The sequence below is a fragment of the Bradyrhizobium sp. SEMIA genome (genome assembly GCF_014844175.1).
GTDB lineage: Bacteria > Pseudomonadota > Alphaproteobacteria > Rhizobiales > Xanthobacteraceae > Bradyrhizobium > Bradyrhizobium arachidis.
On record NZ_CP046601.1, the window covers coordinates 676,532 to 701,153 of the forward strand.

Here is a 24,622-nt window from a genome sequence, read left to right on the forward strand (position 1 = left end):
GCTCTCCCTAATGTCCGAGATAGGCTTCGATCACGGCGGGGTTTTTGCGCACCTCGTCGGGCCGTCCCATCGCCAGCACCTTGCCCTCCGCCATCACCATCACGCGCGAGCACAGCGACATCACGAATTCCATGTTGTGCTCGATCACGACGAAGGTCGCGTTCTTCTCGCGGTTGATCGCGACCAGGCGGTCCTTGAGGTCCGCCAGCATCGACGGATTGACGCCGCCGGCGGGCTCGTCGAGCAGCACCAGGCGCGGCCCGCCCATGAACGCCATGGCGGCGTCGAGCAGCTTTTGCTGGCCATAGGAGAGGCCGCCGGCCGGCTCGTCGGCGAGATGATCGAGCTTGAAGAAACCGATCATCTGGTTGGCAGCGTCGGTCAGCCCGGCATCGGAACGGCCGACGAGGCGCGAGGCCATGTTGCCCTGGTGCTCCTGCCCGGCGAGGATCAGGTTCTCTCGCACCGAGAGCTTTGGGAACACCTGCAACAGCTGGAAGGTGCGGCTGACCCCGAGCTTGTTGAGCTCGGAAGGTCGGAGGCCCGTGACGGTCTTGCCGTCGAGCTTGACCTCGCCGCCTGATGGCGTGAGCTGGCCGAGGATGCAGTTGAACAGCGTGGACTTGCCGCAGCCGTTCGGACCGATCAGGCCGAGGATCTCGCCCTCGCGCACGTCGAACGAGACGCCGTCGACGGCGCTGATGCCGCCAAAGTTCTTCTTGATGTCAGTGACTTCGAGGACCGCACTCATTGCGCCGTCTCCAGCCTGGATTTGGCGACGGCGCGGAGCGCGGACGCCGCCTTGGTGCGCCGCGCGGCCATGTAGCGATCGAGGATCCCCAGAATGCCGGTCGGCGACCAGATCAGCAGCAGCATCACCGCGACCGCATAGAGCATCAGGTAATAGCCTTCGGTGAAGCGCAGCCATTCCGGCAGCAGCACCGCGATCATCGCCCCCAGGAACGGGCCGAAATAGAAGCCGGCACCGCCGACGATCACCATCATCAGAAGATCGAGCGAGAGCGACAGGTTGAAGGGAACAGGGTCGATATATTGCGTCAGCGGCGCATAGAGCGCGCCGGCGACGCCGCCGAGTGCCGAGCCGATCGCGAACGCCATCAGCGTATAGCGCCGCGTGTCAATACCGAGCGATTGCGCGCGCAAGGGATTTTCGCGCAGCGCCATGAAGGCGCGGCCCCAGGGCGAGCGGATCAGCCACCACACCGCGAGCGAGACGATCGCGAGCGAGCCGAGGCAGACATAGTAGAACGGCAGCGGTTTGTTGGTGGCAATCCCGAAGATGTGCGGCCGCGGGATGTTGGAAATGCCGTAGATGCCGCCGGTGAGCCAGCTCTCGTTGCGGAACACGAGGAAGGCCAGCGTCGAAAAGGCGAGGGTGACGAAAGCGAGGTAATGGTGTTGCACGCGCAGCGCGGGATAGCCGAGCACCCAGCCGACCGCGAAGCTAAGGATGATCGCGACCAGGATCGCAGCCGGCAGCGGCCAGCCATGGGTGGTCATGATCGCCGCTGCATAGGCGCCGATGCCGACGAAGGCGCCCTGCGCCAACGAGACCTGTCCGGCATAGCCGAGCGTGAGGTTGAGGCCCATCGCGGCGATGGTCATCACCGCCCATTGGCTCAGGATGAACAGACCGTAGCGGTTGAAGTTCATGGGGACGATGATCAGGCCGGCGATGACGATGAGGCCGAGCGCGATCTTCAGGGGTTTGGCAAAGCCGCTCATACCGTGCGCTCCTCGGCGCGGCCGAGCAATCCTTGCGGCCGGAACAGGATGACGACGATCAGGAAGATCAGCGGCACCGCCGCGCGGTACTGCGTCGAGACATAGCTTGCCGCGAGATTGTCGAGCACGCCGATCAGGAGGCCGCCGGCGATCGCGCCGCGCACCTGGTTGAAACCGCCGACGATCGCCGCGATGAAGGCGGCCTGGCCCAGCACTTCGCCGGAGGAGAATTTTGCGAGGTAGATCGGCGTGATCAGCAGCGAAGCCAGTGCGACCAGGAAGGCGTTGATCAGGAAGGTCAGGAGGATCATGCGCTCGACCGGAACGCCGATGATACGCGCCACCGTCGGGTTCTGCGCTGCTGCCTGCATCTGGTGGCCGAGCGAGGTGCGGTTCAGCAGCGTCGTCAGTCCGAGGACGGCAAGGATGGCGACGACGAGGACGCCGATGCTTTGCAGCGAAACGGCGTGGCCGAGGATGGAGATGTCACCGGTCGGCACGATCGACGGGAAGGGCGAAGCCTCGGCGCTGAAGAATTGTTTGACGGCTTCCTTGATACCGATGGCGAGCGCCATGGTCGCGATTGCCAGCGGCAACACGCCGTGGCGCATCATGGGATCGACCAGCAGCATCTTGAAGGCGAGGCCGAGCAGGATCATCGAGAGCAGGATGCCGAGGATGATGGCGAGCCAGAACGGCGCACCGGCATGCATCGCCGCCAGCATCAGGAACGCCGGCAGCATCACGAACTCGCCTTGCGCGAAATTGATGGTCTGCGAGGTCTGCCACAGCAGCGTGAAGCCGACCGCAACCAGCGCGTAGATGGCGCCGGTGGCCAGTCCTGCGACCAGTAGATCGAATAGGTTGGACATGTTCCCCTCTTTCCTCTCCCTCTCCCTGCTCTTTCTTCTCCCTCTCCCCGTTCTTACGGGGAGAGGGCAGGGGTGAGGGGCCTCTCTCCGCGAATTCGATTGTCACCGTGACTGCGGAAGCACCCCTCACCCCACCCTCGCCCCGCGAAGAGCGGGGAGAGGGAGAGCAGAGATCTCTCCCCGCATCCGCCTTCGCTAAAGCTTCGGCGAGATGGGCGCGGGGAGAGGCGAAGAGCCTCATTTCACCTTCGGCAGCACCTGCTTCACGACCTGCTTGCCTTCGACCACCTCGACCAGAAAGCTCTGGCGATCGATGTCGCCGTTCGCATCGAAGGTGACGTCCATCAGGATGCCGGGCTCCTCCGAGGCCTTGATCGTCAATCCATGCAGCGTGTCGGCGAACGCCTTGGAATCGACCTTGCCCATCTTCTCGGTGGTGGCCTTCACCATGTAGACGGCGAGATAGCCCTTCAGGCCGTTATGATCGGGGACGTAATTGTACTTCTTCGAAAACTTCTCGCGGAACGCCTTGATCAGGTCGACCGGCGCGTCGGTGGTGAGGCCGACATGCCCGCGCGCGCCGTTGGCAGCATCGCCCGCGAGCTCGATCACCTTCTGGCCGATCAGCGTGGTCTCGCCCATCAGCGGTGCGGTGACGCCCTGGCGCTTCAGCTCCTTGAGGATGCGCGCGCTCTCTTCCTCGTTGAGATAGACGAAGACGGCGTCGGGATTGGCCGCCTTGATCTTGCCGACGTCGGCGGCGAAGTCGGCCTGGCCGGCTTCGGTCGAGAGGTCGGCGACCACCTTGGAGCCGAGCCGGTCGAGCTCCTTGACGACGACGTCGCGGCCGCCGCGGCCAAAATCATTGTTGACCCAGACCACCGCGACCGACTTCGCCTTCATCTCGTCGTGGATGTATTTGGCGACCTTCGGCATCGAGGATTGCTGGCCGAACGAGGTGCGGAACAGGAACTTGTTGCCGGCCTGTGTCAGCTCGGCGGCTTCGCCGCCCATGATCTGCGCGATGCCGGCTTCGGCCGCGAGCGGGGCGGTGACCTTGACCGAGCCGGAATAGCCGGGCCCGAGCAGCACGTAGGGTTCAGCATCGAGCGCTTTTTGCACCTGGGCGCGGGCGACGCCGGGGTTGGACTGCGAGTCGGCGTGGGTGACCTCGAGCTTGCGGCCGAGCACGCCGCCCTTGGCGTTGATCTCCTCGATGGCGAGGTCGATGCCGTTCTTCCAGTTGGTGCCGACGGTGGCGCCGCCGCCCGAGAGTTCGGCGACGTCGGCGAGCTTGATCGCCTGGGCGAAGGCGCCCGCCGTCGTGATTGCGGTGAGCAGCGCGCCCACCAGTAGCGTTGATTTCATCGTCCTCTCCTCCCGGTTCAATTTTGCAAGCGGCCTTGTGTCCGGCCGCTTCGCTTCAAGCGGCCTGATACGCGGCGCTGCGCGCGGCCATCACGGCGTCAAAAGCCTCTCCCATGACTTCAGTCGAGGGGGCAAGGCCTGTGAACAGTTCGAATGCGTCAGCGGCTTGGTAGATCGCAAGCTCGCGGCCGGTCATGATCTTCGCACCCTTCTCTTGCGCTGCGGCAAGGAGCGGCGTGATCAGCGGAGAATAGACGGCGTCGGCGACCCACAGGTTTTCGCGCAAAAGCGCCGGCGCGACCGGGGTGTCCCGGTTCGGCAGCATGCCGACCGGCGTGCCGTTGACGAGGCCGGTTGCACCGTCGAGCGCCTCCTCGACACTTCCGGCCACCCGCGCGCCGCCATGCCTGGCCAGCAGCGCGGCGAGTTTCTCGGCCCGCGCCGGCTCGCTGTCGAAGATGCGGAGATCCGCAACCTTCAGGCTTGCCAGCGCAAAGGCGATCGCCTTGCCGACGCCGCCGGTGCCGATGACGGCCACGGCATTTCCGGCAGGAGCCAGCAGCGGTTTGACGGCGCGCGCAAAGCCTGTCGTGTCGGTATTGTGGCCGATCAGTCGGCCCTCCCTAACGACGACGGTGTTGACCGCCGCCATGGTCGCCGCAGCCGGTGCCAATTCGTCGAGCAGCGGCACCACGGCCTCCTTGTAAGGAAAGGTGACGTTGACGCCGGCAAAGCCGAGCCGGCGCACGCCCTCGAGCATCATGCTGAGGCCGGTCGCGTCCGCACCGGCGACCTCGATGAGCTGGTAATGGCCGCGCAGCCCAAGCGCCTCGGCGGCGCGCTCATGCATCGCAGGGGACGCGGAATGCGCGATCGGCGCGCCGATCAGGCCGGTGAGGAGCTTCTTGCTGGCGGCGTATCCGCGCTTTGACATGGTTCGCTATCGTCTCGTTGGGAGCGTTCGGTATCGGCCATTAGCGGGGAAACCCGCGCAATTCCAAGGGGCTTCCAACCGTAACGATAGCCTTTCCTCCGCCTAACACAATTACCCATTTATCCAGCAAACCTAACATCATGTTATTTCTTGCGTCCGCGTGCCGAGGCGGTCTTGCCGTTGCCGCGGGACGGCTCGACCGCGCGCATCTCGGCGCGCAGGGATTCGATGAAATATTCGACATGGAGCGACAGCGGTGCGCCGCGTTTGACTGCGATATAGGTATCGAAGCGCGTCGGCTCGGTGATCTTCAACAGCTCGATGCCGGGATAGCCGCCATGGGCCACGGTGAACTGGTCGATGATGGCGATGCCGAGCCCCGCCTTCACCAGCGCGCAGACCGTGGTGCCGAAGCGCGCGCGGATGGTGATGTTGTAGTCGAGCCGGTGGCGCGCGAAGATCTCGGCCATGATCCGGCCGTAGGGGTCGTTGGGATCGATGCCGATCAGCGGATAGCGGGTGATCTCGGCGGCGGAGACCTGCTTGCGGCCGGCCAGCTCGTGGCCGGGCGGCACGATGCAGTAGAGCTCGCCCGAGGCGAGCGGCATGAAGTCGAGCCCGGAATGCTCCAGGCGGTAGCTCATCGCCACGCACTCGCCGCGGCCGAGCAGGAGATAGTCGATCGCTTCCTCGAGCTTGAGGATGTTGATGTCGATGCCGAGATCGGGATAGCGACGTCGGACCCGCTCGATCGCGCGCGGCACCATCACCTGCGAGATGCTCGGCACCGAGCCGATGCGCAGCTCCGACAATCCGCCGCGGCCGATCTTGGAGATGATCTCGGAGAGATCGTCGACCTTCTTGTAGACGCCGTTGATCTGCTCGAAAATATTCTCGGCTTCCGGCGTCGGGAAGTAGCGCCCGTTCTGGCGCTGGAAGAAGCGAATGCCGAGCGAGCGCTCGGTGTATTTGACGAGGCGGCTGATCCCCGGCGCCGACACGTTGAGCAGCTTGGCCGCGCCGCCGATGGTGCCCGTCACCATCACGGCACGGATCACTTCCACCTGGCGCTGCGTCATCATGGTCGTGGCATCCGAGAGGATTGGCATCCGAAAGAGATCGTGGCGGCGATCATCTCACGAGAGCCGCGGTGTCATCCAGCGGCAAGTGTGTGGTGGTGTGGATGATGGCGCGTTGCGCTCGCTTACCCTCTCCTCTTGTGGGAGAGGGTGGCTCGCCGCGGAGCGGCGAGACGCGTGAGGGGGTATTTCTCCGCAACATTCAGATGCGGGTTTGGATTCGTGGAGAGAGGCCCCTCATCCGGCGCTTCGCGCCACCTTCTCCCACAAGGGGAGAAGGAGGGATAACTTCGCGGTCAGAGTGTTTCGACTAAAATCTGCGCGTTCAAATGGAAGGGTGGCGTCGTCGCGCGATCTGTTCCATCGGCGTCGTTGCTTCAACTGCGTGGACTAGCTCGCCGGGCCTTCGGGCGAGGCGGTGTCTGCCGGTTTGGTGCGCTCGCTTTGCAGCACCTCGCGCGCGAACTCGATGATCTTCTGCTTGTTTGCCGTTTCACGGACGGCGAAAAACACGCGGTTCAATTCCAGGCCGAGCACGCTGTTGAGGGCGATGTCCTCGTCTTCCATCGTGGTTTTCCCGCTTCAGACGCTTGCAGGTGTATCTTGACGTCACTTCTTCCACAAGTAGATTAAATGTTCAGAGCGCGTGGGCACCGGAAAACTACGGGAGCGGCGAATTGAGGGAGCCCCCAAATACGTGCTATAGCGGACGTCGAGGGTCAGGAAACGCACCGATGTCCGCCGTAGATTATGGCCGGGAAGCGCTCGACTTCATCGAGGGTCTGGGAGCCCATACCAAGGTTCCAGACACCATGGACGCGCTTGCGACCGCGTTCAGCCGGTATGGTTTCGAGCACATCATCGTCACCGGTCTGCCCAATCCCGATCAGCGCTTCGCCCAGATGGTGCTTGCCAAGCGCTGGCCGGCGGAGTGGTTCAGCCTCTACACGGAAAAGAGCTACGACCGCGTCGATCCCGTGATCCGCAAGTGCCGGCACACAGTGAATCCGTTCGAATGGTCGGAAGCCCCCTACGATGCGGAGTTCGAGCCGGGTGCTGCGGAAGTGATGCGGCGGGCGGCCGATTTCCGCATGTCGCGGGGTTTCGTGGTGCCGATCCACGGCTTGACCGGCTATGAAGCGGGCGTCTCGCTCGGCGGCGTCCACCTCGATCTCAACGCCCGCAGCAAGCCGGCGCTGCACCTGATCGCGATGTATGGCTTCGACCACATTCGTCGTCTGCTCGCGCCGGCGCCGCATCCGTCAGCGCGTCTCACCCCGCGCGAGCGCGAGGTGCTCGCCTGGGCCTCGCAGGGCAAGTCGGCCTGGGAAATCGGCGAGATCCTGCACATCACGCAGCGCACCGCCGAAGAGCATCTTGCAACTGCCGCGCGCAAGCTTGGCGCCGTCAACCGCACGCACGCGGTTGCGCTCGCGATCCGGCAAAGAATCATCACGCCCTGAAATCGGCGCGTACTGGGAAATTTCCCAATAGTCGCTCCCGGCGTTTTCCATGAGGATTCCCCCATTATTTCAAGCCATGGGGGAGTCGATGATTCATGTGATCTCTGCCGCAAACCGGCACCTCTACGAGGATGTCCTCGAGCAGCATTTCAGGCTGCGCCACGAGATTTTTGTCGAGGAACGGAAGTGGGAGGCGCTGCGCAAACCCGACGGCCGCGAGATCGACGCCTACGACAATGACGATTCGATCTACCTGCTGTCGCTCGAGAACCGCCGCGTGCTCGGCGGCTATCGGCTGTACCCTACTACCAAGCCGACCATGATGAGCGAGGTGTTCCCGCATCTGGCCGCGGTGCGGGGATGCCCGGCGGACGCGCTGGTCTGGGAGTGGTCGCGCTTCTTCGTGTCGCGCGAGCGCCGCGACGGCGCGCTCAATCTGCAATTGATGGCGGCGGCGCAGGAGTTCTGTCTCGATCAGGGGATCGAGCGGCTCTGTCTCGTCATGGAGACGTGGTGGCTGCCGCGCTTCCACGACATCGGCTTCGTCGTCACCCCGCTGGGATTACCGGCGCTGATCGAGGATTCCTGGACCATGGCGGCGACCATCGAGGTTCGCCAGGAATCGCTCGATGTCGTGCGCGAGCGGATCGGGATGAAGGATGTCGTGCGCCAGGACGGTCCGCGGATCGACTGCATCGCCCGTGCCAACCTTTGCGGCCTCGCTGCCGCGCAACGAAAGAGCGCCTGAGATGTCGAACATGATGCGGGACAGCCAGATCGTGGCGCAGACCAAGGACGAGAATCTCGGCTACATGTCGGACATGGCGCTCGAGCTGGCGCAGATGGCGGACGATTCCGGATTGGCGACGCTCGCCTATCTGTTCCGGATGGCGGCGCTGGAGGCTTCGACGGCCAACAGCGTGCTCGCCGAACCGGACGATCTTCCCCAGCAGATGACGTCGCACTAGGCGCATCGCCCTACATTCCGACGAAGCACACGCCCTCTCCCCGGCAACGGGAGAGGGCGATCGCATATGGTTTCCGGCGACAGTCTTCGCGCGCCTCGTCCTTCGAGACGCTTGCTTCGCAAGCTCCCAAGGATGAGGCTGGGCAGCCTCGGTGCCCGTTGAGATGGTTGCCGCGCACGCCGTCCTTATCCTGAGGAGCCCGCCAAAGCGGGCGTCTCGAAGGATGGACCGCAGGGAAGAACCCGCTTCTCGTCCGCGGTAAGCCTGCGGCAGGTTGACCCATCCTGCGCGGCAGCCTTCTTGCAAGGCAGCATTTGATCGCATGCATCGGCATGCAACAAAGTGCATGTTTGGTGTCGAATCGCTCTTGCCTCGGAACGATACTGCCATTACCCATTTTTCCGCCTTGAAGAGGCAGGGGGAGCTCTTTCACTGATGGCGACTGTGTTCGAACATCGGCGCGATATCGCGTGCGCCTGAAAGAGTTTTGATGCTGCTGGTCGTCGAACAGTTCTTGAACGGATTGCAGTTCGGCCTGCTGCTGTTCCTGCTCGCCGCCGGCCTGACGCTGGTGTTCGGGATCATGGATCTCGTCAACCTCGCGCACGGCTCGCTCTACATGATGGGCGCGTATTTCGCCGCGACCTTCGCGGCGTGGACCGGCAGCTTCCTACTCGGCGCGCTGATGGCGTTAGGGGCGACGCTCGTGCTCGGCATCGTGCTGGAGATGACGGCGCTGCGGCATCTCTACGGCCGCGATCATCTCGACCACGTGCTCGCGACCTTCGGTCTGATCTTGTTCTTCAATGAAGCGGTGCGGCTGATCTGGGGGCCGGCGGCCTCGCGCTGCCGCTGCCGGCCTGGCTCACCGTGCCGGTGCCGATCCTGCCCGGCATTCATTATCCCGCTTATCGACTCGCCATCATCATCGTGGCGCTGCTGGTGGCGCTGCTGCTCTATCTCGGCGTGATGCGCACGCGCATCGGGATGCTCATTCGCGCCGGCGCCTCCAATCGCGAGATGATCGGGGCGCTCGGCATCAACATCAAGCTGCTCTACACGCTGGTGTTCGGCCTGGGTGCCGCGCTCGCCGGCCTTGCCGGGCTGATGCAGGCGCCGATCCTCACTGTGCAGATCGGCATGGGCGAGAACATTTTGATCCTCGCCTTCGTCATCATCGTGATCGGCGGCATCGGCTCGATCCGCGGCGCCTTCCTCGCCGCGATCTTCGTCGGCATGATAGATACGCTCGGCCGCGCCTTCCTGCCCAATCTGCTGCGGCAGGTGCTGAGCGGCGCCGCCGCCTCCACTGCCGCCCCCGCGCTGTCGTCCATGCTGATCTATCTCCTGATGGCGATCGTGCTGGTGGTGCGGCCGGAGGGGCTGTTTCCGGCCAACCGTCGATGAAGGGTTTGAGCGTGAGCAAGGCCGTCACGGCCCTGATGCTGGCGGGTCTCGTGCTGCTGCCGCTCTATTCGTACCTCTCCGGCAACATCTTCATCCTGACCCTGTTCACCCGCATCGTCATCCTGGCGCTGGCGGCCGCGAGCCTCAACCTCATCATGGGCTTTGGCGGCATGATGAGCTTTGGCCACGCCGCCTATCTCGGTATCGGCGGCTACGCGGTCGGCATGCTGGCGCAGGAAGGCGTGGGCTCCGGCTTCATCCAGTTTCCGGTCGCGCTGGCAGCGTCCGCGATCTACGCGCTCGTGATCGGCGCGCTCTCCTTGCGCACGCGCGGCGTCTATTTCATCATGATCACGCTCGCCTTTGCGCAGATGGCCTATTACGTCGCCTCGGGCCTCGCGCGCTACGGCGGCGATGACGGCCTCACCGTCTACAAGCGCAGCGACTTCTCCGGGCTGATCAACCTGTCGGACCGCACGCAGTTCTATTATCTGTGTCTCGCCTGCTTGTTCGCCGTGATCTTCCTGATCTGGCGCATCGTCAATTCGCGCTTCGGCCTCGTGGTGCAGGGCCTGCGCTCGAACGAGCAGCGCATGCAGGCGATCGGCTTCCCGGCCAAGCGCTACCAGCTGGTCTGCTTCGTCATATCGGGCACCATGTGCGGCCTCGCCGGCGCGCTGCTCGCCAACAACACCGATTTCGTCAGCCCGGCCGTGATGTACTGGACGCGCTCCGGCGACCTCATGGTGATGGTGATCTTAGGGGGCATGGGCACGCTGTTCGGTCCTGTCATGGGCGCGGTGGTGTTTTTGCTGCTAGAAGAATTCCTGTCGCAGATCACCGAATATTGGGCGCTGATCATGGGGCCGCTGCTGCTCCTGATCGTGCTGTTCGGCCGCGGCGGCATCATGGGCATGCTGGGGAGGGCGGGCCGTGGCTGAACCCTTGCTCCGCGTCGAGAAGCTGGTGCGCCGCTTCGGCGGCATCACTGCGACGGACAACGTCTCGCTCGACGTTTCGGCCGGCGAGCTGCACGCCATCATCGGCCCGAACGGCGCCGGCAAGACCACGCTGATCAGCCAGCTCACCGGGCATCTCGAACCGCATTCCGGCAGTGTCTCGCTGGCGGGACGCGATATCACCTACTTGCCGGCCTATCGCCGCTGCGCGCTGGGGCTTGCACGCTCGTTCCAGATCACCTCGCTGCTGCTCGACTTCACCGCCGCCGACAATGTCGCGCTGGCGGCACAGGCGCATGCCGGCACCTCGTTCCGCTTCTTCGCCAATGCGCGCAAGGAGAGGAGCCTGCGCGATGCCGCGCACGCCGCGCTCGATCGCGTCGGCCTCGGCCATCGCGCCGATGTCGTGGTGAACAAGCTCAGCCATGGCGAGCGGCGCGAGCTCGAGCTTGCCGTCGCGCTGGCGAGCAAGCCAAAGCTTTTGCTGCTGGATGAGCCGATGGCGGGTCTCGGTGTCACCGAATCCCAACGCATGGTGAAACTGCTCCAGGAGCTGCGCAAAGAGGTTTCGATCGTGCTGGTCGAGCACGACATGCCGGCCGTGTTCGCGCTGGCCGATCGCATCTCGGTGCTGGTCTATGGCCGCGTCATTGCCTCCGGCGATCCGGCCGCGATCCGCGCCAATGACGAGGTCAAGCGCGCCTATCTCGGCGACCAGCATGTGGTGACGCACCATGGCTGACACCCTGCTCGACGTCGACGGCATCGAGACCTGCTACGGCCTCAGCCAGGTGCTGTTCGGCCTGTCGCTGTCGGTCAAAGCAGGCGAGATGGTCTCGCTGATGGGCCGCAACGGCATGGGCAAGACCACCACCATCCGTTCCATCATGGGCCTGACGCCGGCGCGATCGGGCGCGATCCGATTTGCAGGCGCCGAAGTGCGGCAGCTTCCGTCGTATCGGATCGCAAAACTCGGCGTCGGCCTCGTCCCCGAGGGACGCCAGATCTTCCCGAACCTCACCGTGCGCGAAAACCTGGTCGCAGCCGCCGCCGATCGCTTCGATAGCCCCAATCCCTGGACGCTTGCCGCCATCTACGTGATGTTCCCGCGCCTTGCCGAGCGCGCTGCCAACATGGGCAACCAGCTCTCCGGCGGCGAGCAGCAGATGCTCGCGATCGGCCGCGCGCTGATGACCAATCCCAAACTGCTGATCCTCGATGAAGCGACCGAGGGCCTTGCGCCGCTGATCCGCGAAGAGATCTGGAACTGCCTGTCGCTGCTCAAGAGCCGCGGGCAGTCGATCCTGGTCGTCGACAAGAACGTCGATCACCTCGCCCGCATCTGCGACCGCCACTACATCATCGAGCGCGGCAAGACGGTGTGGAGCGGCACGTCAAACGAGCTGATGGCCGAGCAGGATCTGCAGCACAAATATCTGGGCATCTGACGCGTCTCCTGATCCGCAGCGCGCGCCGATCTGCCGCAGGCGTAGAGGTCGAGCACAATCCAGAAGCTCTCCAAACTGGACGCAGAGGTCTTGAGCGCGTCGCCGCCAGCGGCCAAAGTCCGCGGCGTAAGCGGATGCAATGCAGGACTTCTACGATCAAATTGTCGGACGGCCTGAAGATGACATCATCGGCTCCGCAGCAGCCCAATGGCTGAATTTTCCGGGCTGTGTGTTCGTCAAAGGTGAGTTTCGAGCCGACCCTGACGGGCGCGCGGTCGTGGCCCCCGGCCTGTTCATCACCGTGACGTTCGACGACGGCGCTGGCCGCGGCATTCTGACGCGCGTGCCCGGCGGTGAAAGGCAGATGACGGCAATCGCCGTACGCGAAGCTCTCGCCGTCGAACGCTCGGTGCACTGTGCCGAGCATCCTGCGATCGGCCTGGCGCTTCCCCGGGCCTCCATCGACGAGCTTGGACTCGGGGACGAGTTTCGAGCGCTGTTCGCGAGCGACGGGTCGGATACAGCCACCGTCGCTTTGACGGCGTCTGCGCGCATACAGACCGTTGCAGCCGAGATGTTCTCGCCGCCGGTCGCCGGAAACGCGGCGCAATTGCTGCGGTCGGCGCATGCGGCCGAGATCGTCGTCCACGCCTTGTTCGGCGAGCGCGGCCGGATTGCGGTCGATCCGGCGGCCGACCTCCAGCGGATGCGGTTGCAATCGGTGAAGGAGCGGATGGACGCCGATCTCGCCTACCCCTGGAGCATCGACGAGCTGGCGCGGAGCGCAGGGCTCAGCCGCCGGTCCTTCAATCAGAAATTCCAGATGGCCTATGGCGTCAGCGCAATCGACTATCTGAGGGGCCAGCGGCTCGATGCCGCGCGTGCCCTCCTGATTCGCCAGCGTCTGTCGGTCACCGAGGCGGCCTATCGGGTTGGCTATGCCCATCCGGCAAATTTCGCGACGGCCTTCCGCAGGCGCTTTGGCTATTCGCCGAGCCGCTGTCAGCAGACTTGAAAGCCTCCACGCGCGATCAAAGGTGATTTGCGCGCGCGCAAAGGCGGCGGCTGCCCCGATCTGGTTACTCCCCGGTTGTTCGAACACGGAGCTCGGGGAAGACGATGAAGCGGAACGACGGCCAGACGCTCGGCTGGGAATGGATGGTGAGAACTGGTCTGGGAGCGGCCGGCCTGGGAATGCTCCTGCACGCGGCCCCGTCGGCCGCACAGGTCTCGACGGCCAATTCGGGTCAGACGGCGGCGACATTGCCGCCGGTCACGGTGGAGACACCGAGCCAGCCGCGTCCGCGTGCCCAGTCTTCACAGCGCACGTCGCAATCGCAGCGCGGCCGCGTCGCGGCACAGCGCAATGCCGGCTCCGGCCCAGCCAGAAATCCGGACACGCGCGAGGGCGATGCCGGTCGCGGCAACGCGTCGAGCGAGCACAGCTATGTGGCGAACAGCAGTTCCGCAGGCACGAAGACCAACACGCCATTGCTCGAGACGCCACAGTCGATCTCGGTCGTGACGCGCAAAGAGCTCAACGACCGCGCCGTGCAGACGCTGACGGAAGCGGTCGGCTATGAGCCGGGCGTCCGCATCGATGCCGCCGGCTACGATCCACGCTTCGACGCTATCTCGATCCGCGGCTTCGACATCACCTACAACGGCATCTATCTCGACGGCTTACGCCTCGTCGGGGCCGGTCTCGGCGTGTTCAAGACCGAGCCTTACGGCGTCGACAGCATCACGGTGGTGCGCGGGCCGAGCTCGGCGCTCTATGGCCTCGGCTCGCCCGGTGGATTGATCGACCTGCAGAGCAAGCTGCCGACCAGCCAACCGTTCCACGAGGTGCAGACGCTGTTCGGCGACCGTGATCGCGTTCAGGGCAATTTCGATCTGTCGGGTCCGGTCGATCCTGGCGGCCAATTTTCCTATCGGCTGACCGGCGTGGTACGCGACGCCGACGTGTTCGTGCCCGGCGGCAAGGACAATCGTGTCTATGTCGCTCCCGCCGTCACCTGGAAGCCGGATCAATCGACGACCCTGACGGTTCTCGGCGCCTACCAGAAATCGAAGACGCCCGGATCCATGTTCACCTACTCGACGGGGACAGGGACGACGACCGACATCTTCACCGGCAGTCCATCCTACAACTCGCTGGACCAGGAGCAGGGACGCGTGGGCTATCTGTTCGAGCACGCGTTCAACAACGCCGTCACCGTTCGTCAGAAATTCCGCTACGTCGATGTCGATGCAGTCACCCGCTACGTGGGCTTTCTCGGCGCTCCCGTGGGCGACGTGGTCTCACGCTACACCGGCTACGTCCACGACACGCTGCAATCGGCCATCATCGACAACCAGGTCGAGGCGAAGCTTTCCACCGGCCCCGTGCAGCACACCCTCCTGGTCGGCACCGACTACACCGCGTCGACGTTCAACGACATGCAGGGCTTCGGCTTCGGCGTTTCCTCGCTCAATCTGGCCGCGCCGGTCTATGCGCCGGAATCCATTCCCGATCCCGTAATCTCGTCCTCCACAGCCCAGCGGCAGACCCAATCCGGCGTCTACGTCCAGGACCAGGCCAAGCTCGACCATTGGATCCTGACACTAAGCGGCCGCAGCGACTGGGTCCGCACCACGGGCGAGGATCTGTTCGCGCTGACCCATCAGACGCAGTCCGATCAGGCCTATAGCGGGCGAGCCGGGCTGACCTATGTGTTCGATTCCGGAGTTGCGCCCTACGTCGCCTATTCGACGTCGTTCTTTCCCAATCTCGGCGTCGATCCGTCGGGCGCCTTCTTCAAGCCGACCACGGGCAAGCAGACCGAGATCGGCGTCAAGTATCAGCCGCAGGGGACGCGGAGCTTCATCACGGCTGCGGTCTTCGACCTGACCCAGGATGGCGGCCTGGTCACGACCGGCACGGGCGTGACGGTCCAGCGCGGCGAGATTCAAAGCCGCGGCTTCGAATTGCAGGGGCTCGCGAGCCTCGGCAATGGCTTCGACATCACCTCGTCCTACACCTATCTCGACATGGTGACCAAGCAGGCCGGCGACAGCTCGCTGGTCGGCAAGTTTCCCTCGGGCAATCCTCCGCATACCGTGACGCTCTGGGGCAATTACGCCCTGCCGCTGGCCGGCCCGTTCGCGGGATTGAGCGTCGGCACTGGTGTGCGCTACATGTCCTGGAGCTATGGCGACGACGCCAACACGTTCAAGAACAGCTCGGTGACCCTGGTCGACGCGGCGCTGAAATATGATTTCGGCCAGGCGGCGAAGGAGCTGAAGGGACTTCAGTTCCAGGTCAACGCGAAGAACCTGTTCAATCTGCACTACACCACGTGCCAGGTCGGATATTGCTACCGCGGCGCGCCGCTGACCGTCATCGCAACGCTCGGCTACCGCTGGTGAGCGATCACCAATAGATCCCGTGGCGGTGCAACTCACGCACCACGCGGGTTTCGACGGAAGGCTGGCGGCGCTTCGGTTTGGTGGTTCCGGTCGTGCTCGCCGCCGCCGGTGATTGTGCAGCTGGACCCGTTGCGGCCGGTGACGTCGTGGCCGCCGGAGCGGACGTTGGCGCGGTGGTCGCTGTCTGGGCATTTGCCGGCTGCGATGGCGCCTGAGAGGTCTGCGGTGAGACCGCTGCCGCGGACTGCTCGGTCGCTTGCTGGCTCGCATTGGTGGCGGCAAGGCTCAGACTTCGCGATCCGCCCGCATAGGCTTGGCTTGCCAGCACCGACATTGCGGCGATCAGGATCAGCTTGCGCATGGCAATCCCCGTTATCGGACAGTCGGTCTTACCCAAATCGCTTTGCTACCGCGCCAGCCGGTGCGTCCCGATTTCGATCAGGGTGGCCCGACAGGACAGGCGATAGATCAGGCTGAACAATTGGCCGAACATGATCGAACTCCAGTGTTGATCATCAAAGCTACCAATAGCCCTCGTGTCTTTCCGGCCGTTTTCACGCCTTGAGGAAAATGGCTTCGTCCGCGACCGGCGTGATGTCGTCGGAACAAGTTGACGAAGTCGTCTCACAGGGGCGTGAGGCGTGAACCGCCAAGCGCAGAAAAACCCAGCCCCAGTTGACGTCGGAATAATATCGGGATATCCATCTATCCAATTTATCGGGATATCCCGCTATTGGAGGCGAGATGGCTGAGCAAGATCTGCCTGTTGTCGAACGAAACCGCTGCAATTGCTTGGCCCTGCGCAAGGCATCGCGCCACATGACGCTGTTCTACGATGCCGCGCTGGAGCCTTCGGGCCTTCGTTCGACGCAGTATGCCCTTCTGACCGAGATCCATCGGCGCGGCGATGCTCCCCCCTCGATCGGCGACCTCGCGGAAGCGCTGGTGATGGACCAGTCGACCATCGGCCAGAACCTGCGGCCGCTGCAGCGCGACGGCCTGGTTACGCTCGAGCGTGACGAGGCCGATCGCCGGAGCCGGTTGGCGAAGCTGACGCGGGCAGGGCGCTCGCGCCTTGCCGATGCGCGGCCGCTCTGGCTGGCGGCGCAGGAGAAATTCGAAAACGGGTTTGGCAAGCGGGCTGCTGCCGAGCTGCGGAACGTGCTCGCCGGTATCGCCGGCGATCAGTCGCTGATCGCCGACCGGCAAGAAGAGGCATAATCCATGAACAGTATCGAACGCGCGACGTTTGCTCGCGCCGTGCCGCTTGACGATCTCTCGCTGCGGCCCAAACCTCCCCGTCCGCCGACGTCGCCGAACACGGTGCTGGCGATCGTCTGTGTCGGCATCTGCCTTGCCAATCTCGACCTCTTCATCGTCAACGTCGCGCTCCCGAGCATCGGGCAGGATTTCAAGGGTGCCTCCCTCGACGACATGTCGTGGGTCCTGAACGGCTACGCCATCGCGTATGCGGCGCTGCTGGTGTTCTTCGGCCGCCTGGCCGAGCGTCATCGCAGAAATCTCAGCTTCCTGCTCGGCGTCGGCCTCTTCACGGTGGCATCGGCCGCCTGCGCCGCCGCCAGCAATGTAGAGATGCTGACCGCGTTTCGCATTGTGCAGGCCGCGGGCGCCGCATTGATGACGCCGACCTCACTCGGTCTGCTGCTGGCGGTGTTTGCGCCGGAAAAGCGCGGCGGCGCGGTGCGGACCTGGACGGCGATCGGCGGCCTTGCCGCCGCGCTCGGGCCGGTCGTCGGCGGCGTGCTGGTCGCCGTCAATTGGCGCTGGATCTTCTTCGTCAACGTGCCGATCGGTCTCGTGGCCATGGCGATCGGCTGGTGGAAGCTGCCGGAGATCGAGGGCCATGACGCGCCTCGTCCCAAATTCTTCGATGCGGTGCTGGTGACCGGCGGCATCGGCGCGCTGACTTTCGCCATCGTCAAGGTCAGCGACTGGGGCCTGCGCGCGCCGGCCATCGGCTACAGCTTTGCGGCTGCCGCGATCCTGCTCGTATTGTTCGTCTGGCGTTGCCTTCGCCTGAAAAATCCCTTTGTCGATCCGGCGCTGTTTCGCATCCGCCAATTCACTGGCGCGGCCCTGGTGATGGCGCCGTACTCGGCCGCCTTCGGCGCCATGCTGCTGTCGGTCGCGCTGTGGGAGCAGACGGCGTGGGGATGGTCTGCGTTGCAGACCGGGCTTGCGATCGCGCCGGGGCCGCTGATGGTGCCGATCACCTCGCTGCTGTTCGCCGGGCGATTGATCGCGCGCTTCGGTGCTGCGCCCGTCGTCACGGCCGGCATCGTGGTGTTCGCTGCCGGTCTGGTCGCCTGGGCGAGCCTGATCGGCCCCGAGCCGCATCCGGCCTTCGTGATCCTGGGCATGATTCCGACCGGCATCGGCGTCGGCTTGACGTTCCCGACCTTGATGGGCGTCAGCGCCGCGGGCCTGCCGCCCTCGTCGTTTGCGACGGGCTCGGGCGTGATCAACATGATCCGTCAGGCCTCGCTCGCGATCGGCGTTGCGATCTTCGTCGCCATCATCGGCTCACCTTCATCGTTGCCGGAGCGCCTCGTGGCGTTCCAGCGCGGATGGTGGGTGATGGTCGCGATCGTCGCCCTTGGCCTCGTGCCAACCTACTTCTACCTCAGGCAGAAGCCGAAGGCGCCCTGACGGGGCGCCTCAAAACACCTCGAAATATTCGCGGTGCTCCCAGTCGGTCACCTCTGCGAGGAAGCGGTCGATCTCGGCGTTCTTGATGTGGGTGTAGTAGTCGACGAACTCGGCCCCGAGCTTCTCGCGGAAGAACGGATCGTCCTTCAGCGCACCGACCGCATCGCGCAGCGACTTCGGCAGCAGCGGCGCCTTGGTTTCGTAGGGCGTATCAGCGGAGGGGCCGGGATCGAGCTTGCGGTCGACGCCGTCGAGGCCCGAGAGAATCTGCGAGGCCATGTAGAGATAGGGATTGGCGGCGGGCTCGCCGATGCGGTTCTCCAGGCGCGTCGCGGCATCATTGGCGCCGCCGAGCACGCGGATCATCACGCCGCGATTGTCGCGGCCCCAGATCGCGCGATCCGGTGCCAGCGAATAGGAGCGGTAGCGCTTGTAGCCGTTGATGGTCGGCGTCGTGAACACGGTCGAGGCGCGGGCGTGGTCGAGCAGGCCGGCGAGGTAGGACTTGCCGAACGCGCTGAGCGGCTCCGCACCGTCCTTCGCCATGAACTGATTCTCGCCGGTCGCGCGCGAGACGATCGACTGGTGTAGGTGCCAGCCGCTCGCGAACACGTTCGGCAGTTTTGGGCGGCACATGAAGGTAGCGTGGTAGCCGTGGCGACGCGCAATCTGCTTCACGGCGCTGCGAAACAGCACCATGTTGTCGGCGGGCTCCAGGCCCTTCCTCGGCGCGAAGGTGAACTCGCACTGGCTGGGGCCGAACTCGACCTCGACGGAGCGCAAGGGCAGCCCGAGCGCGACGATGTCGCGGCGCAAGATCTCCAGCACCGGCTCCATCTGATCGAACCGCTGCTCGGTGAGATATTGATAGCCGTGGCTGAGCAGGCTCACCGAGGGCGGCGTGCCCGGCTGTCCGGCGTCTTCCGCGCGCATATGCGGATCGTCGAGCTTGAAGATGTGGAATTCGACCTCGAGGCCTGCGACAAAATCGTGGCCGCGCGCGCCGAGCTCATCGAGCACGCGCCGGTAAAGGTTGCGCGTCGCGAACGGCACCGGGCGGCCATCGCCAAAATACAGGTCGCACAGCACCCAGCCCGTCGCCGGCGCCCACGGCAGCACGCGAAACGTGGTGGGGTCGGCGACCATCAGCACGTCCGCCGCGCCTTCCATCTCCTTCATGCCGAAGCCGCCGCCTGCCGTGAACACCGGAAACACCGTGCGGTGCGAGGTGTCCTTGGCGAGCATGGTGGTGGTGATGGAGCAGCCGCTCTCCAACGAGGCAATCGCTTCAGTGGCGATGATGGTCTTGCCGCGCAGGATGCCGTGCTGGTCGGGGAAGGCGAGGCGGATGACCTCGAGGTTCTTTTCCTCGACGAGACGACGCATGCGCTGGGCTGCGTCCTTCTGCTCATCCGACCACAGCCCATGACGCACGACGAAAGTCACTTCACCACTCCCTCAACTGCCGTAGGGTGGGCAAAGCGAAGCGTGCCCACCGCGTCTATCGTCGCAACGGAAGAATCGTGGGCACGGCGCGTTGCGCCTTTGCCCACCCTACGAGAGCCGGGCAAAGTCGTCACTCCGCCGCCGTCAGCCGGTGCACGTTGTCAGCGATCTCCTTCGGCACCGGCGCTGTCCACGGCGCGCCGCGGCGGCGCTTGACGTCGACTTCCATCCAGTAAGTCTCCCAGCCGCGCGTTGGGCCGATGCCATCCATGGTCGCCGGGCCCTGGATGCTGCGCGCGCTGGCCTCGTCCAGGAACAGCATCGGCTTCTCGCTGCCTGAGACCTTCTCGATCTCCTGCCGCAGCAGGCGGCGATATTGCACGATCGCCTTGTCGGATTGCCCAAGATGCTCCTTGGTGCGGTCCTGGATCGCGCCCATCGATTCCACCGCCCACTGATCGTGGACGTTGATGTCGGTGCCCATGCCGGTATAGGTCGCGGTCTGCTGCTCATGCGGATCGAAGCCGTAATCGTTGGCTTTGTTCTTGCGCGATTTGTAGTCGGGCAGCTCATAGAGCTCTAGCCGCTGGTCGCGCATCTTCTGCTTGTCGACCGGGTTCGAATAGCTCGTGAAGATCGCGTACCAGTAGCAGTTCTCGTCGTCGACCGGCACGTGCCACTGCGTGATCGTCATCTCCGTGCTCATGGGGATGACGAAGCCGTGCGGGAAGAGCTGGTTGGTGACGCGCACATGGGTGCGCTCCTCGTCGATCTCGCGCAGCGCGATCAGGCGCAGGCCGTATTCGGTGTGCTCGACATTGATGATCGGGCGATCGTATTCGCGCAGGATCTTCGTCATCGGCAGGTCGCTGCCGGCGGACGCGCCGCGGAACTGCTTGCCATAGGCGGTGGAGGTGTCCTCGTCCTCGAAGAAGCGGTGCAGATAGGAGGCGTGCGCGGGATCGATGCCGACCTCGAGTGCCTGCAGCCAGTTGCAGGCCATGTGGCCCTTGAACGCGAAGGTGTGCGTGTCAGGTGCAACGAAGCAGTCGATCTCCGGAAATGCCGGCGGCTCGCCTTCGCCGAGATAGGCCCAGAGGATGCCGCTCTTCTCCACCACAGGATAGGAGCGCTGGCGGATGTTCTGGCAGAGCTTTGAGTCCTTCGGCTCGGCCGGCGTCTCGATGCACTGGCCGGTGGCATCGAACAGCCAGCCATGGAAGGCGCAGCGCAGGCCGCCATGCTCCAGCCGCCCGAAAGCGAGGTCGGCGCCGCGATGCGCGCAATGGCGGTCGATCAGGCCGTAACGTCCCGTCTCGTCGCGAAACAGCACCAGGTTTTCGCCGAGCAGTTTGACCGGACGGATCGGCCGCTCGCCCTCGAGTTCGTCGACCAGCGCCGCCGGCTGCCAGTAGCTCCGCATCAGCTTGCCGCATGGGTCTTTCGGCCCGGTGCGGGTGATCAGGTCGTTCTGCTCCTGGCTCATCATGGCGGTCGCGTCCTTTTTCTGGAAAGCGCTTTTCTGGAGAGACGTTTTGTTCGTCTATTGAACGAATGGGCGAATTATGACATGCCTTGGATCAGCAGCAAGCACTATTTTGCAGGATTGTCCCGGCGATGCCCAAGCTCAAGCGAAGCGATAGCGAGGAGCGCGCGACGGATTTCGTCGAAGCCCTCGATCGCGGCCTGCGCCTGCTCCAGTGCTTCGGCATGACGACCGGTCCGATGACGCTGAGCGATCTCGCCCGTGCCGCCGATCTGCCGCGTGCGACCGCGCGGCGCATGCTGTTCACGCTCCAGCGCGGCGGCTACGTCTCCGGTGATGGAAAACTGTTCTCGCTGACGCCGCATGTGCTGACACTCGCGGCGTCCTATTTGCGATCCAACCAGCTCGTCTCCGTGCTCCAGCCCGTGCTCGACCGTGTCGCGACTGCGGCCAACGAAATCTCCTCGCTCGCTGTGCTCGATGGCGACGAGGTCGTGTTCATCGCGCGCAGCAGCCCGGCGCGGATGTTCTCGGGCGGCCTCGAAATCGGCTACCGCCTGCCGGCCTTCTGCACCTCGGTCGGCCGCGCCATGCTCGGCCAGCTCGACGATGCCGATCTCGCCGCGCGCCTGAAGGCGATGAAGCGCGAAGCGCTGACACCGCAGACGGTGACCGATACCAAGGCGCTGCTGGCGCGCATCGCCGCCGATCACGAGCAGGGCTATTCGCTGGTCGACCGCGAGGCCGAGCCGCATTTCCGCTCGATCTCGGTGCCGGTGCGTCGCTACGACGGCGTGATCGTCGCCGCCATCAACATGGGCGCCCATGTCGATCGCGTGCCGGCGCAGGAATTGATCGACCGTTTCCTGCCGCTGCTGCGCGAAGGCGCGGAGGCGGTGCGGTCGCAATTGCTGTAGCCCACCTAATCCCTGCCGCCTGTGCTATAATGCGTTCCACGCAAGATCAGGGAGCACGCCATGCAACACACCATGGTTCCCAGTGACCGCGTCGAGCACGTCGCCGTCTATGGTTGCGACGGCACGAAGCTCGGCACGATCGAACGATTGATGCTCGAGAAGGTAAGTGGAACGGTCGCCTACGCCGTGATCAAGACCGGCAGGCTGCTCGGTACGCACCACCATTATCCCGTGCAGTGGAGCGCGCTGAAATATGATCCGGGACGTCAGGCCTTTCAGGTCGATCTGACGTCGGAGCAATTGAGCAGCGGCCCCTGCGAAGTCGATGGCGATGAATTCGACTGGGGCGACCGCTCGCGGCCGTACCAGCATCCGAACTATTGGTCGATCTGACGGCCCGATGGGGCAAGCGTCGCGCGTTGACCCGCGCGCACAGGTCACGGTGCGCCAACGTGCTTGCTGTGTCAAAAGGCAAAAATGCCGCATGACACACCTCTCATCGCCACCATCGTCGTTGGGCTTGGATTAGCCTTCGTACTTGGAACTCTCGCGCAGCGGTTCCGTATTCCGCCGCTGGTCGGATATCTCCTTGCGGGTGTCGCGGTAGGCCCGTTCACGCCCGGCTTCGTCGCCGACCAGGCGCTCGCGACCGAGCTTTCGGAGCTCGGTATCATCCTGCTGATGTTCGGCGTCGGCCTGCATTTCTCGCTGCAGGATCTGCTCAGCGTCCGCAACATCGCGGTGCCCGGCGCCGTGGTGCAGATCGCGGTCGCGACAATAATGGGGCTTGGCCTGTCGCTGCTGATGGGCTGGAGCGTCAGTGCCGGTCTCGTGTTCGGTCTCGCCCTGTCGGTCGCGAGCACCGTCGTCCTGCTTCGCGCGCTGCAGGAGCGGCGCCTGATGGAGACCGACCGCGGCCGCATCGCCGTCGGCTGGCTCATCGTCGAAGACCTCGCGATGGTGCTCGTGCTGGTGCTGTTTCCGGCGATCGCGAGCCTTCAGGGCGGCGCCGACGGCAAGCCGGCGTTCGAGCCGCTGGCCGCGCAGGCTGGCCTCGGGCTCGCCGGCATCGTGATGCTGACGCTCCTCAAGATCGTCGTGTTCATCGGCTTGATGCTGGTGGTGGGACGCCGGGTGATCCCCTGGATCCTGCATTACATCGCGCACACCGGCTCGCGCGAACTGTTCCGCCTCGCCGTGCTGGCGATCGCGCTATGCATCGCCTTCGGGGCGACCAAGCTGTTCGACGTGTCGCTGGCGCTGGGCGCCTTCTTCGCCGGCATGATGCTGCGGGAATCGCCGCTCAGCGCGCGGGCCGCGCAGGAATCGCTGCCGCTGCGCGATGCCTTTGCCGTGCTGTTCTTCGTCTCGGTCGGCATGATGTTCGATCCGATGAGCGTGGTCCGCGAGCCCTGGCCGCTGCTGGCGACGCTCGCGATCATCATGCTCGGAAAATCGCTCGCCGCGTTCCTGATCGTGGTCATATTCCGGCATCCGGCCGCAACCGCCCTGACGATCTCGGCGAGCCTGTCGCAGATCGGCGAGTTCTCCTTCATCCTGGCCGAGCTCGGCGTCGTCTCGCAGATCCTGCCGCGTGAAGGCCGCGATTTGATCATGGCCGGCGCGATCCTTTCCATCATGTTCAACCCGTTGATGTTCGCGGCCGCCACCTGGCTCGCGCCGCGCCTCGATCCCAGGCGGGATACGCCACAAGCCGCGGCCGCCGTGCCCGAGCCGATCCGCACCACCGATCTCACCGACCATACGATCGTGATCGGCTATGGCCGCGTCGGCGCGCTGGTCGGCGATGCCCTGAAGCAGCGGCGATTGCCTTTCCTCGTCGCCGAGGTCGGAGAGAGCGCGCTCGAGAAGCTGAAGCAGGGCGGCATCGAGACGGTTACGGGCAACGCCGCGCAGCCGGAAATCCTCGACGCCACCAATCCGTCACGGGCGCGGCATCTGGTGATTGCGATCCCCGAGGCGTTCGAGGCGGGGCAGATCGTGCAGCAGGCGCGGGCGGCCAATCCGGATATCCGCATCATCGCGCGGGCGCATGCGGATGCCGAGGTCGATCATTTGAAGGGGCTGGGGGCAGATGTCGTCATCATGGGCGAGCGGGAAATCGCGCGCGGCATGATCGAGGAGCTGGAAAGGAGAGTTCCGGATGCTGCCCAGCAAGATTCCCGCGCGCTCGCGGCAGGTTCGGTCGTATGACCTGATTACGCCTGATGGACGCACCTACCGCTTTCCGCCGCCGACCCTGCTGCAGCGGCTGTTGCGGTGGGCGGTTGGGCACGCGGAGACGATGGCGATCTCGGCGGCGATCCTGGCACTGATCTATGTCGCGGGCTTTGCGGCCGAGGCGTTCGATCGGTCGGTGTTTGACGCGTGCAATGATCGGATGCGTGGGGTGGGTTACGCCTTCGGCTAACCCGCCCTGCGCACCTT

At 64.6% G+C, this 24,622-nt stretch carries 24 protein-coding genes and 1 pseudogene; 15 read left to right on the forward strand and 10 right to left on the reverse strand.

Annotated features, from left to right (window positions below; all coding sequences use genetic code 11):
• Nucleotides 1-7 precede the first annotated feature (7 nt).
• From FOM02_RS03215 to FOM02_RS03245, 7 genes are all read right to left on the reverse strand, one after another.
• Nucleotides 8-751: an ABC transporter ATP-binding protein gene (locus tag FOM02_RS03215; protein ID WP_027564131.1), complete on the reverse strand. Its 744-nt coding sequence runs from the start codon at nt 749-751 to the stop codon at nt 8-10.
• Complete coding sequence (locus tag FOM02_RS03220; protein ID WP_027564132.1) at nt 748-1,746, reverse strand: branched-chain amino acid ABC transporter permease; 999 nt, start codon at nt 1,744-1,746, stop codon at nt 748-750. Before FOM02_RS03220 ends, FOM02_RS03215 begins: the two co-directional genes overlap by 4 nt.
• Complete coding sequence (locus FOM02_RS03225; protein ID WP_027564133.1) at nt 1,743-2,618, reverse strand: branched-chain amino acid ABC transporter permease; 876 nt, start codon at nt 2,616-2,618, stop codon at nt 1,743-1,745. The genes FOM02_RS03220 and FOM02_RS03225 overlap by 4 nt, the downstream gene beginning before the upstream one ends.
• A gap of 237 nt (nt 2,619-2,855) precedes the next feature.
• Nucleotides 2,856-3,986, reverse strand: a complete 1,131-nt coding sequence (locus FOM02_RS03230; protein WP_027564134.1) for an ABC transporter substrate-binding protein — start codon at nt 3,984-3,986, stop codon at nt 2,856-2,858.
• A 55-nt stretch (nt 3,987-4,041) separates the two neighbouring features.
• Entirely contained in the window at nt 4,042-4,920 is an 879-nt protein-coding gene (locus FOM02_RS03235) for a shikimate dehydrogenase (RefSeq protein WP_027564135.1), read from the reverse strand.
• Between the two features lie 143 nt (nt 4,921-5,063).
• Nucleotides 5,064-6,002: a LysR family transcriptional regulator gene (locus FOM02_RS03240; protein ID WP_265442290.1), complete on the reverse strand. Its 939-nt coding sequence runs from the start codon at nt 6,000-6,002 to the stop codon at nt 5,064-5,066.
• Nucleotides 6,003-6,389: 387 nt separating this feature from the next.
• A complete protein-coding gene (locus FOM02_RS03245; RefSeq protein ID WP_035730623.1) occupies nt 6,390-6,566 on the reverse strand; it encodes a hypothetical protein in 177 nt (58 codons plus the stop codon).
• A 167-nt stretch (nt 6,567-6,733) separates the two neighbouring features.
• Here FOM02_RS03245 and FOM02_RS03250 point away from each other — a divergent pair, with 167 nt between their 5' ends.
• The 9 genes and pseudogenes from FOM02_RS03250 (at nt 6,734) to FOM02_RS03290 (ending at nt 15,655) form a co-directional block, all read left to right on the forward strand.
• Nucleotides 6,734-7,462 carry a LuxR family transcriptional regulator gene (locus FOM02_RS03250; protein ID WP_027564137.1) on the forward strand — a complete coding sequence of 243 codons (729 nt, stop codon included), beginning with the start codon at nt 6,734-6,736 and terminating at the stop codon, nt 7,460-7,462.
• A gap of 88 nt (nt 7,463-7,550) precedes the next feature.
• The gene (locus tag FOM02_RS03255) at nt 7,551-8,210 is read left to right on the forward strand and encodes an acyl-homoserine-lactone synthase (RefSeq protein ID WP_027564138.1); all 660 of its coding nucleotides are present in this window, start codon (nt 7,551-7,553) and stop codon (nt 8,208-8,210) included.
• 1 nt (nt 8,211) lies between these two features.
• On the forward strand, nt 8,212-8,430 hold the full coding sequence (locus FOM02_RS03260; protein ID WP_027564139.1) for a hypothetical protein: 219 nt from the start codon (nt 8,212-8,214) through the stop codon (nt 8,428-8,430).
• A gap of 490 nt (nt 8,431-8,920) precedes the next feature.
• Nucleotides 8,921-9,837: pseudogene (locus tag FOM02_RS03265) on the forward strand (branched-chain amino acid ABC transporter permease).
• Nucleotides 9,834-10,778 (forward strand): branched-chain amino acid ABC transporter permease, encoded by a 945-nt coding sequence (locus tag FOM02_RS03270; RefSeq protein WP_027564141.1) that lies wholly within the window; start codon nt 9,834-9,836, stop codon nt 10,776-10,778. The pseudogene FOM02_RS03265 and the gene FOM02_RS03270 overlap by 4 nt, the downstream one beginning before the upstream one ends.
• The gene (locus FOM02_RS03275) at nt 10,771-11,538 is read left to right on the forward strand and encodes an ABC transporter ATP-binding protein (RefSeq protein WP_027564142.1); all 768 of its coding nucleotides are present in this window, start codon (nt 10,771-10,773) and stop codon (nt 11,536-11,538) included. The genes FOM02_RS03270 and FOM02_RS03275 overlap by 8 nt, the downstream gene beginning before the upstream one ends.
• Entirely contained in the window at nt 11,531-12,244 is a 714-nt protein-coding gene (locus FOM02_RS03280; RefSeq protein WP_027564143.1) for an ABC transporter ATP-binding protein, read from the forward strand. Before FOM02_RS03275 ends, FOM02_RS03280 begins: the two co-directional genes overlap by 8 nt.
• Before the next feature lie 139 nt (nt 12,245-12,383).
• Nucleotides 12,384-13,259: a helix-turn-helix transcriptional regulator gene (locus FOM02_RS03285; RefSeq protein WP_027564144.1), complete on the forward strand. Its 876-nt coding sequence runs from the start codon at nt 12,384-12,386 to the stop codon at nt 13,257-13,259.
• A 104-nt stretch (nt 13,260-13,363) separates the two neighbouring features.
• Entirely contained in the window at nt 13,364-15,655 is a 2,292-nt protein-coding gene (locus FOM02_RS03290) for a TonB-dependent siderophore receptor (RefSeq protein WP_027564145.1), read from the forward strand.
• 4 nt (nt 15,656-15,659) lie between these two features.
• Here the strand turns inward: FOM02_RS03290 and FOM02_RS03295 are convergent, their stop codons facing one another.
• Entirely contained in the window at nt 15,660-16,016 is a 357-nt protein-coding gene (locus FOM02_RS03295) for a hypothetical protein (protein WP_027564146.1), read from the reverse strand.
• 383 nt (nt 16,017-16,399) lie between these two features.
• On the opposite strand from FOM02_RS03295, the gene FOM02_RS03300 reads away from it, so the two are divergent.
• Nucleotides 16,400-16,876 carry a MarR family winged helix-turn-helix transcriptional regulator gene (locus FOM02_RS03300; RefSeq protein WP_027564147.1) on the forward strand — a complete coding sequence of 159 codons (477 nt, stop codon included), beginning with the start codon at nt 16,400-16,402 and terminating at the stop codon, nt 16,874-16,876.
• 3 nt (nt 16,877-16,879) lie between these two features.
• Nucleotides 16,880-18,325, forward strand: coding sequence for an MFS transporter (locus FOM02_RS03305; protein ID WP_084334951.1), 1,446 nt, complete (start codon nt 16,880-16,882; stop codon nt 18,323-18,325).
• Between the two features lie 9 nt (nt 18,326-18,334).
• Here the strand turns inward: FOM02_RS03305 and FOM02_RS03310 are convergent, their stop codons facing one another.
• Nucleotides 18,335-19,771 carry a glutamine synthetase family protein gene (locus tag FOM02_RS03310; protein WP_027564148.1) on the reverse strand — a complete coding sequence of 479 codons (1,437 nt, stop codon included), beginning with the start codon at nt 19,769-19,771 and terminating at the stop codon, nt 18,335-18,337.
• A gap of 130 nt (nt 19,772-19,901) precedes the next feature.
• Nucleotides 19,902-21,260, reverse strand: a complete 1,359-nt coding sequence (locus FOM02_RS03315; RefSeq protein WP_027564149.1) for an aromatic ring-hydroxylating dioxygenase subunit alpha — start codon at nt 21,258-21,260, stop codon at nt 19,902-19,904.
• Nucleotides 21,261-21,388: 128 nt separating this feature from the next.
• On the opposite strand from FOM02_RS03315, the gene FOM02_RS03320 reads away from it, so the two are divergent.
• From FOM02_RS03320 to FOM02_RS03335, 4 genes are all read left to right on the forward strand, one after another.
• Nucleotides 21,389-22,174 carry an IclR family transcriptional regulator domain-containing protein gene (locus FOM02_RS03320; protein WP_027564150.1) on the forward strand — a complete coding sequence of 262 codons (786 nt, stop codon included), beginning with the start codon at nt 21,389-21,391 and terminating at the stop codon, nt 22,172-22,174.
• 60 nt (nt 22,175-22,234) lie between these two features.
• Entirely contained in the window at nt 22,235-22,567 is a 333-nt protein-coding gene (locus tag FOM02_RS03325) for a PRC-barrel domain-containing protein (RefSeq protein WP_027564151.1), read from the forward strand.
• Between the two features lie 84 nt (nt 22,568-22,651).
• Nucleotides 22,652-24,388: a YbaL family putative K(+) efflux transporter gene (gene ybaL, locus FOM02_RS03330; protein WP_027564152.1), complete on the forward strand. Its 1,737-nt coding sequence runs from the start codon at nt 22,652-22,654 to the stop codon at nt 24,386-24,388.
• On the forward strand, nt 24,339-24,605 hold the full coding sequence (locus tag FOM02_RS03335) for a hypothetical protein (protein WP_027564153.1): 267 nt from the start codon (nt 24,339-24,341) through the stop codon (nt 24,603-24,605). The genes ybaL and FOM02_RS03335 overlap by 50 nt, the downstream gene beginning before the upstream one ends.
• Nucleotides 24,606-24,622: the final 17 nt, after the last annotated feature.

Bases quoted from the DNA above. Each gene is read 5' to 3' on its own strand.
- FOM02_RS03290 (WP_027564145.1), top strand. From the start codon at position 13,364: ATGAAGCGGAACGACGGCCAGACGCTCGGCTGGGAATGGATGGTGAGA.
- FOM02_RS03245 (WP_035730623.1), bottom strand. From the start codon at position 6,566: ATGGAAGACGAGGACATCGCCCTCAACAGCGTGCTCGGCCTGGAATTG.
- ybaL (WP_027564152.1), top strand. From the start codon at position 22,652: ATGCCGCATGACACACCTCTCATCGCCACCATCGTCGTTGGGCTTGGA.
- FOM02_RS03260 (WP_027564139.1), top strand. From the start codon at position 8,212: ATGTCGAACATGATGCGGGACAGCCAGATCGTGGCGCAGACCAAGGAC.
- FOM02_RS03315 (WP_027564149.1), bottom strand. From the start codon at position 21,260: ATGATGAGCCAGGAGCAGAACGACCTGATCACCCGCACCGGGCCGAAA.
- FOM02_RS03305 (WP_084334951.1), top strand. From the start codon at position 16,880: ATGAACAGTATCGAACGCGCGACGTTTGCTCGCGCCGTGCCGCTTGAC.
- FOM02_RS03300 (WP_027564147.1), top strand. From the start codon at position 16,400: ATGGCTGAGCAAGATCTGCCTGTTGTCGAACGAAACCGCTGCAATTGC.
- FOM02_RS03230 (WP_027564134.1), bottom strand. From the start codon at position 3,986: ATGAAATCAACGCTACTGGTGGGCGCGCTGCTCACCGCAATCACGACG.
- FOM02_RS03295 (WP_027564146.1), bottom strand. From the start codon at position 16,016: ATGCGCAAGCTGATCCTGATCGCCGCAATGTCGGTGCTGGCAAGCCAA.
- FOM02_RS03320 (WP_027564150.1), top strand. From the start codon at position 21,389: ATGCCCAAGCTCAAGCGAAGCGATAGCGAGGAGCGCGCGACGGATTTC.
- FOM02_RS03280 (WP_027564143.1), top strand. From the start codon at position 11,531: ATGGCTGACACCCTGCTCGACGTCGACGGCATCGAGACCTGCTACGGC.
- FOM02_RS03220 (WP_027564132.1), bottom strand. From the start codon at position 1,746: ATGAGCGGCTTTGCCAAACCCCTGAAGATCGCGCTCGGCCTCATCGTC.
- FOM02_RS03255 (WP_027564138.1), top strand. From the start codon at position 7,551: ATGATTCATGTGATCTCTGCCGCAAACCGGCACCTCTACGAGGATGTC.
- FOM02_RS03235 (WP_027564135.1), bottom strand. From the start codon at position 4,920: ATGTCAAAGCGCGGATACGCCGCCAGCAAGAAGCTCCTCACCGGCCTG.
- FOM02_RS03250 (WP_027564137.1), top strand. From the start codon at position 6,734: ATGTCCGCCGTAGATTATGGCCGGGAAGCGCTCGACTTCATCGAGGGT.
- FOM02_RS03285 (WP_027564144.1), top strand. From the start codon at position 12,384: ATGCAGGACTTCTACGATCAAATTGTCGGACGGCCTGAAGATGACATC.
- FOM02_RS03270 (WP_027564141.1), top strand. From the start codon at position 9,834: ATGAAGGGTTTGAGCGTGAGCAAGGCCGTCACGGCCCTGATGCTGGCG.
- FOM02_RS03325 (WP_027564151.1), top strand. From the start codon at position 22,235: ATGCAACACACCATGGTTCCCAGTGACCGCGTCGAGCACGTCGCCGTC.
- FOM02_RS03215 (WP_027564131.1), bottom strand. From the start codon at position 751: ATGAGTGCGGTCCTCGAAGTCACTGACATCAAGAAGAACTTTGGCGGC.
- FOM02_RS03335 (WP_027564153.1), top strand. From the start codon at position 24,339: ATGCTGCCCAGCAAGATTCCCGCGCGCTCGCGGCAGGTTCGGTCGTAT.
- FOM02_RS03240 (WP_265442290.1), bottom strand. From the start codon at position 6,002: ATGATGACGCAGCGCCAGGTGGAAGTGATCCGTGCCGTGATGGTGACG.
- FOM02_RS03225 (WP_027564133.1), bottom strand. From the start codon at position 2,618: ATGTCCAACCTATTCGATCTACTGGTCGCAGGACTGGCCACCGGCGCC.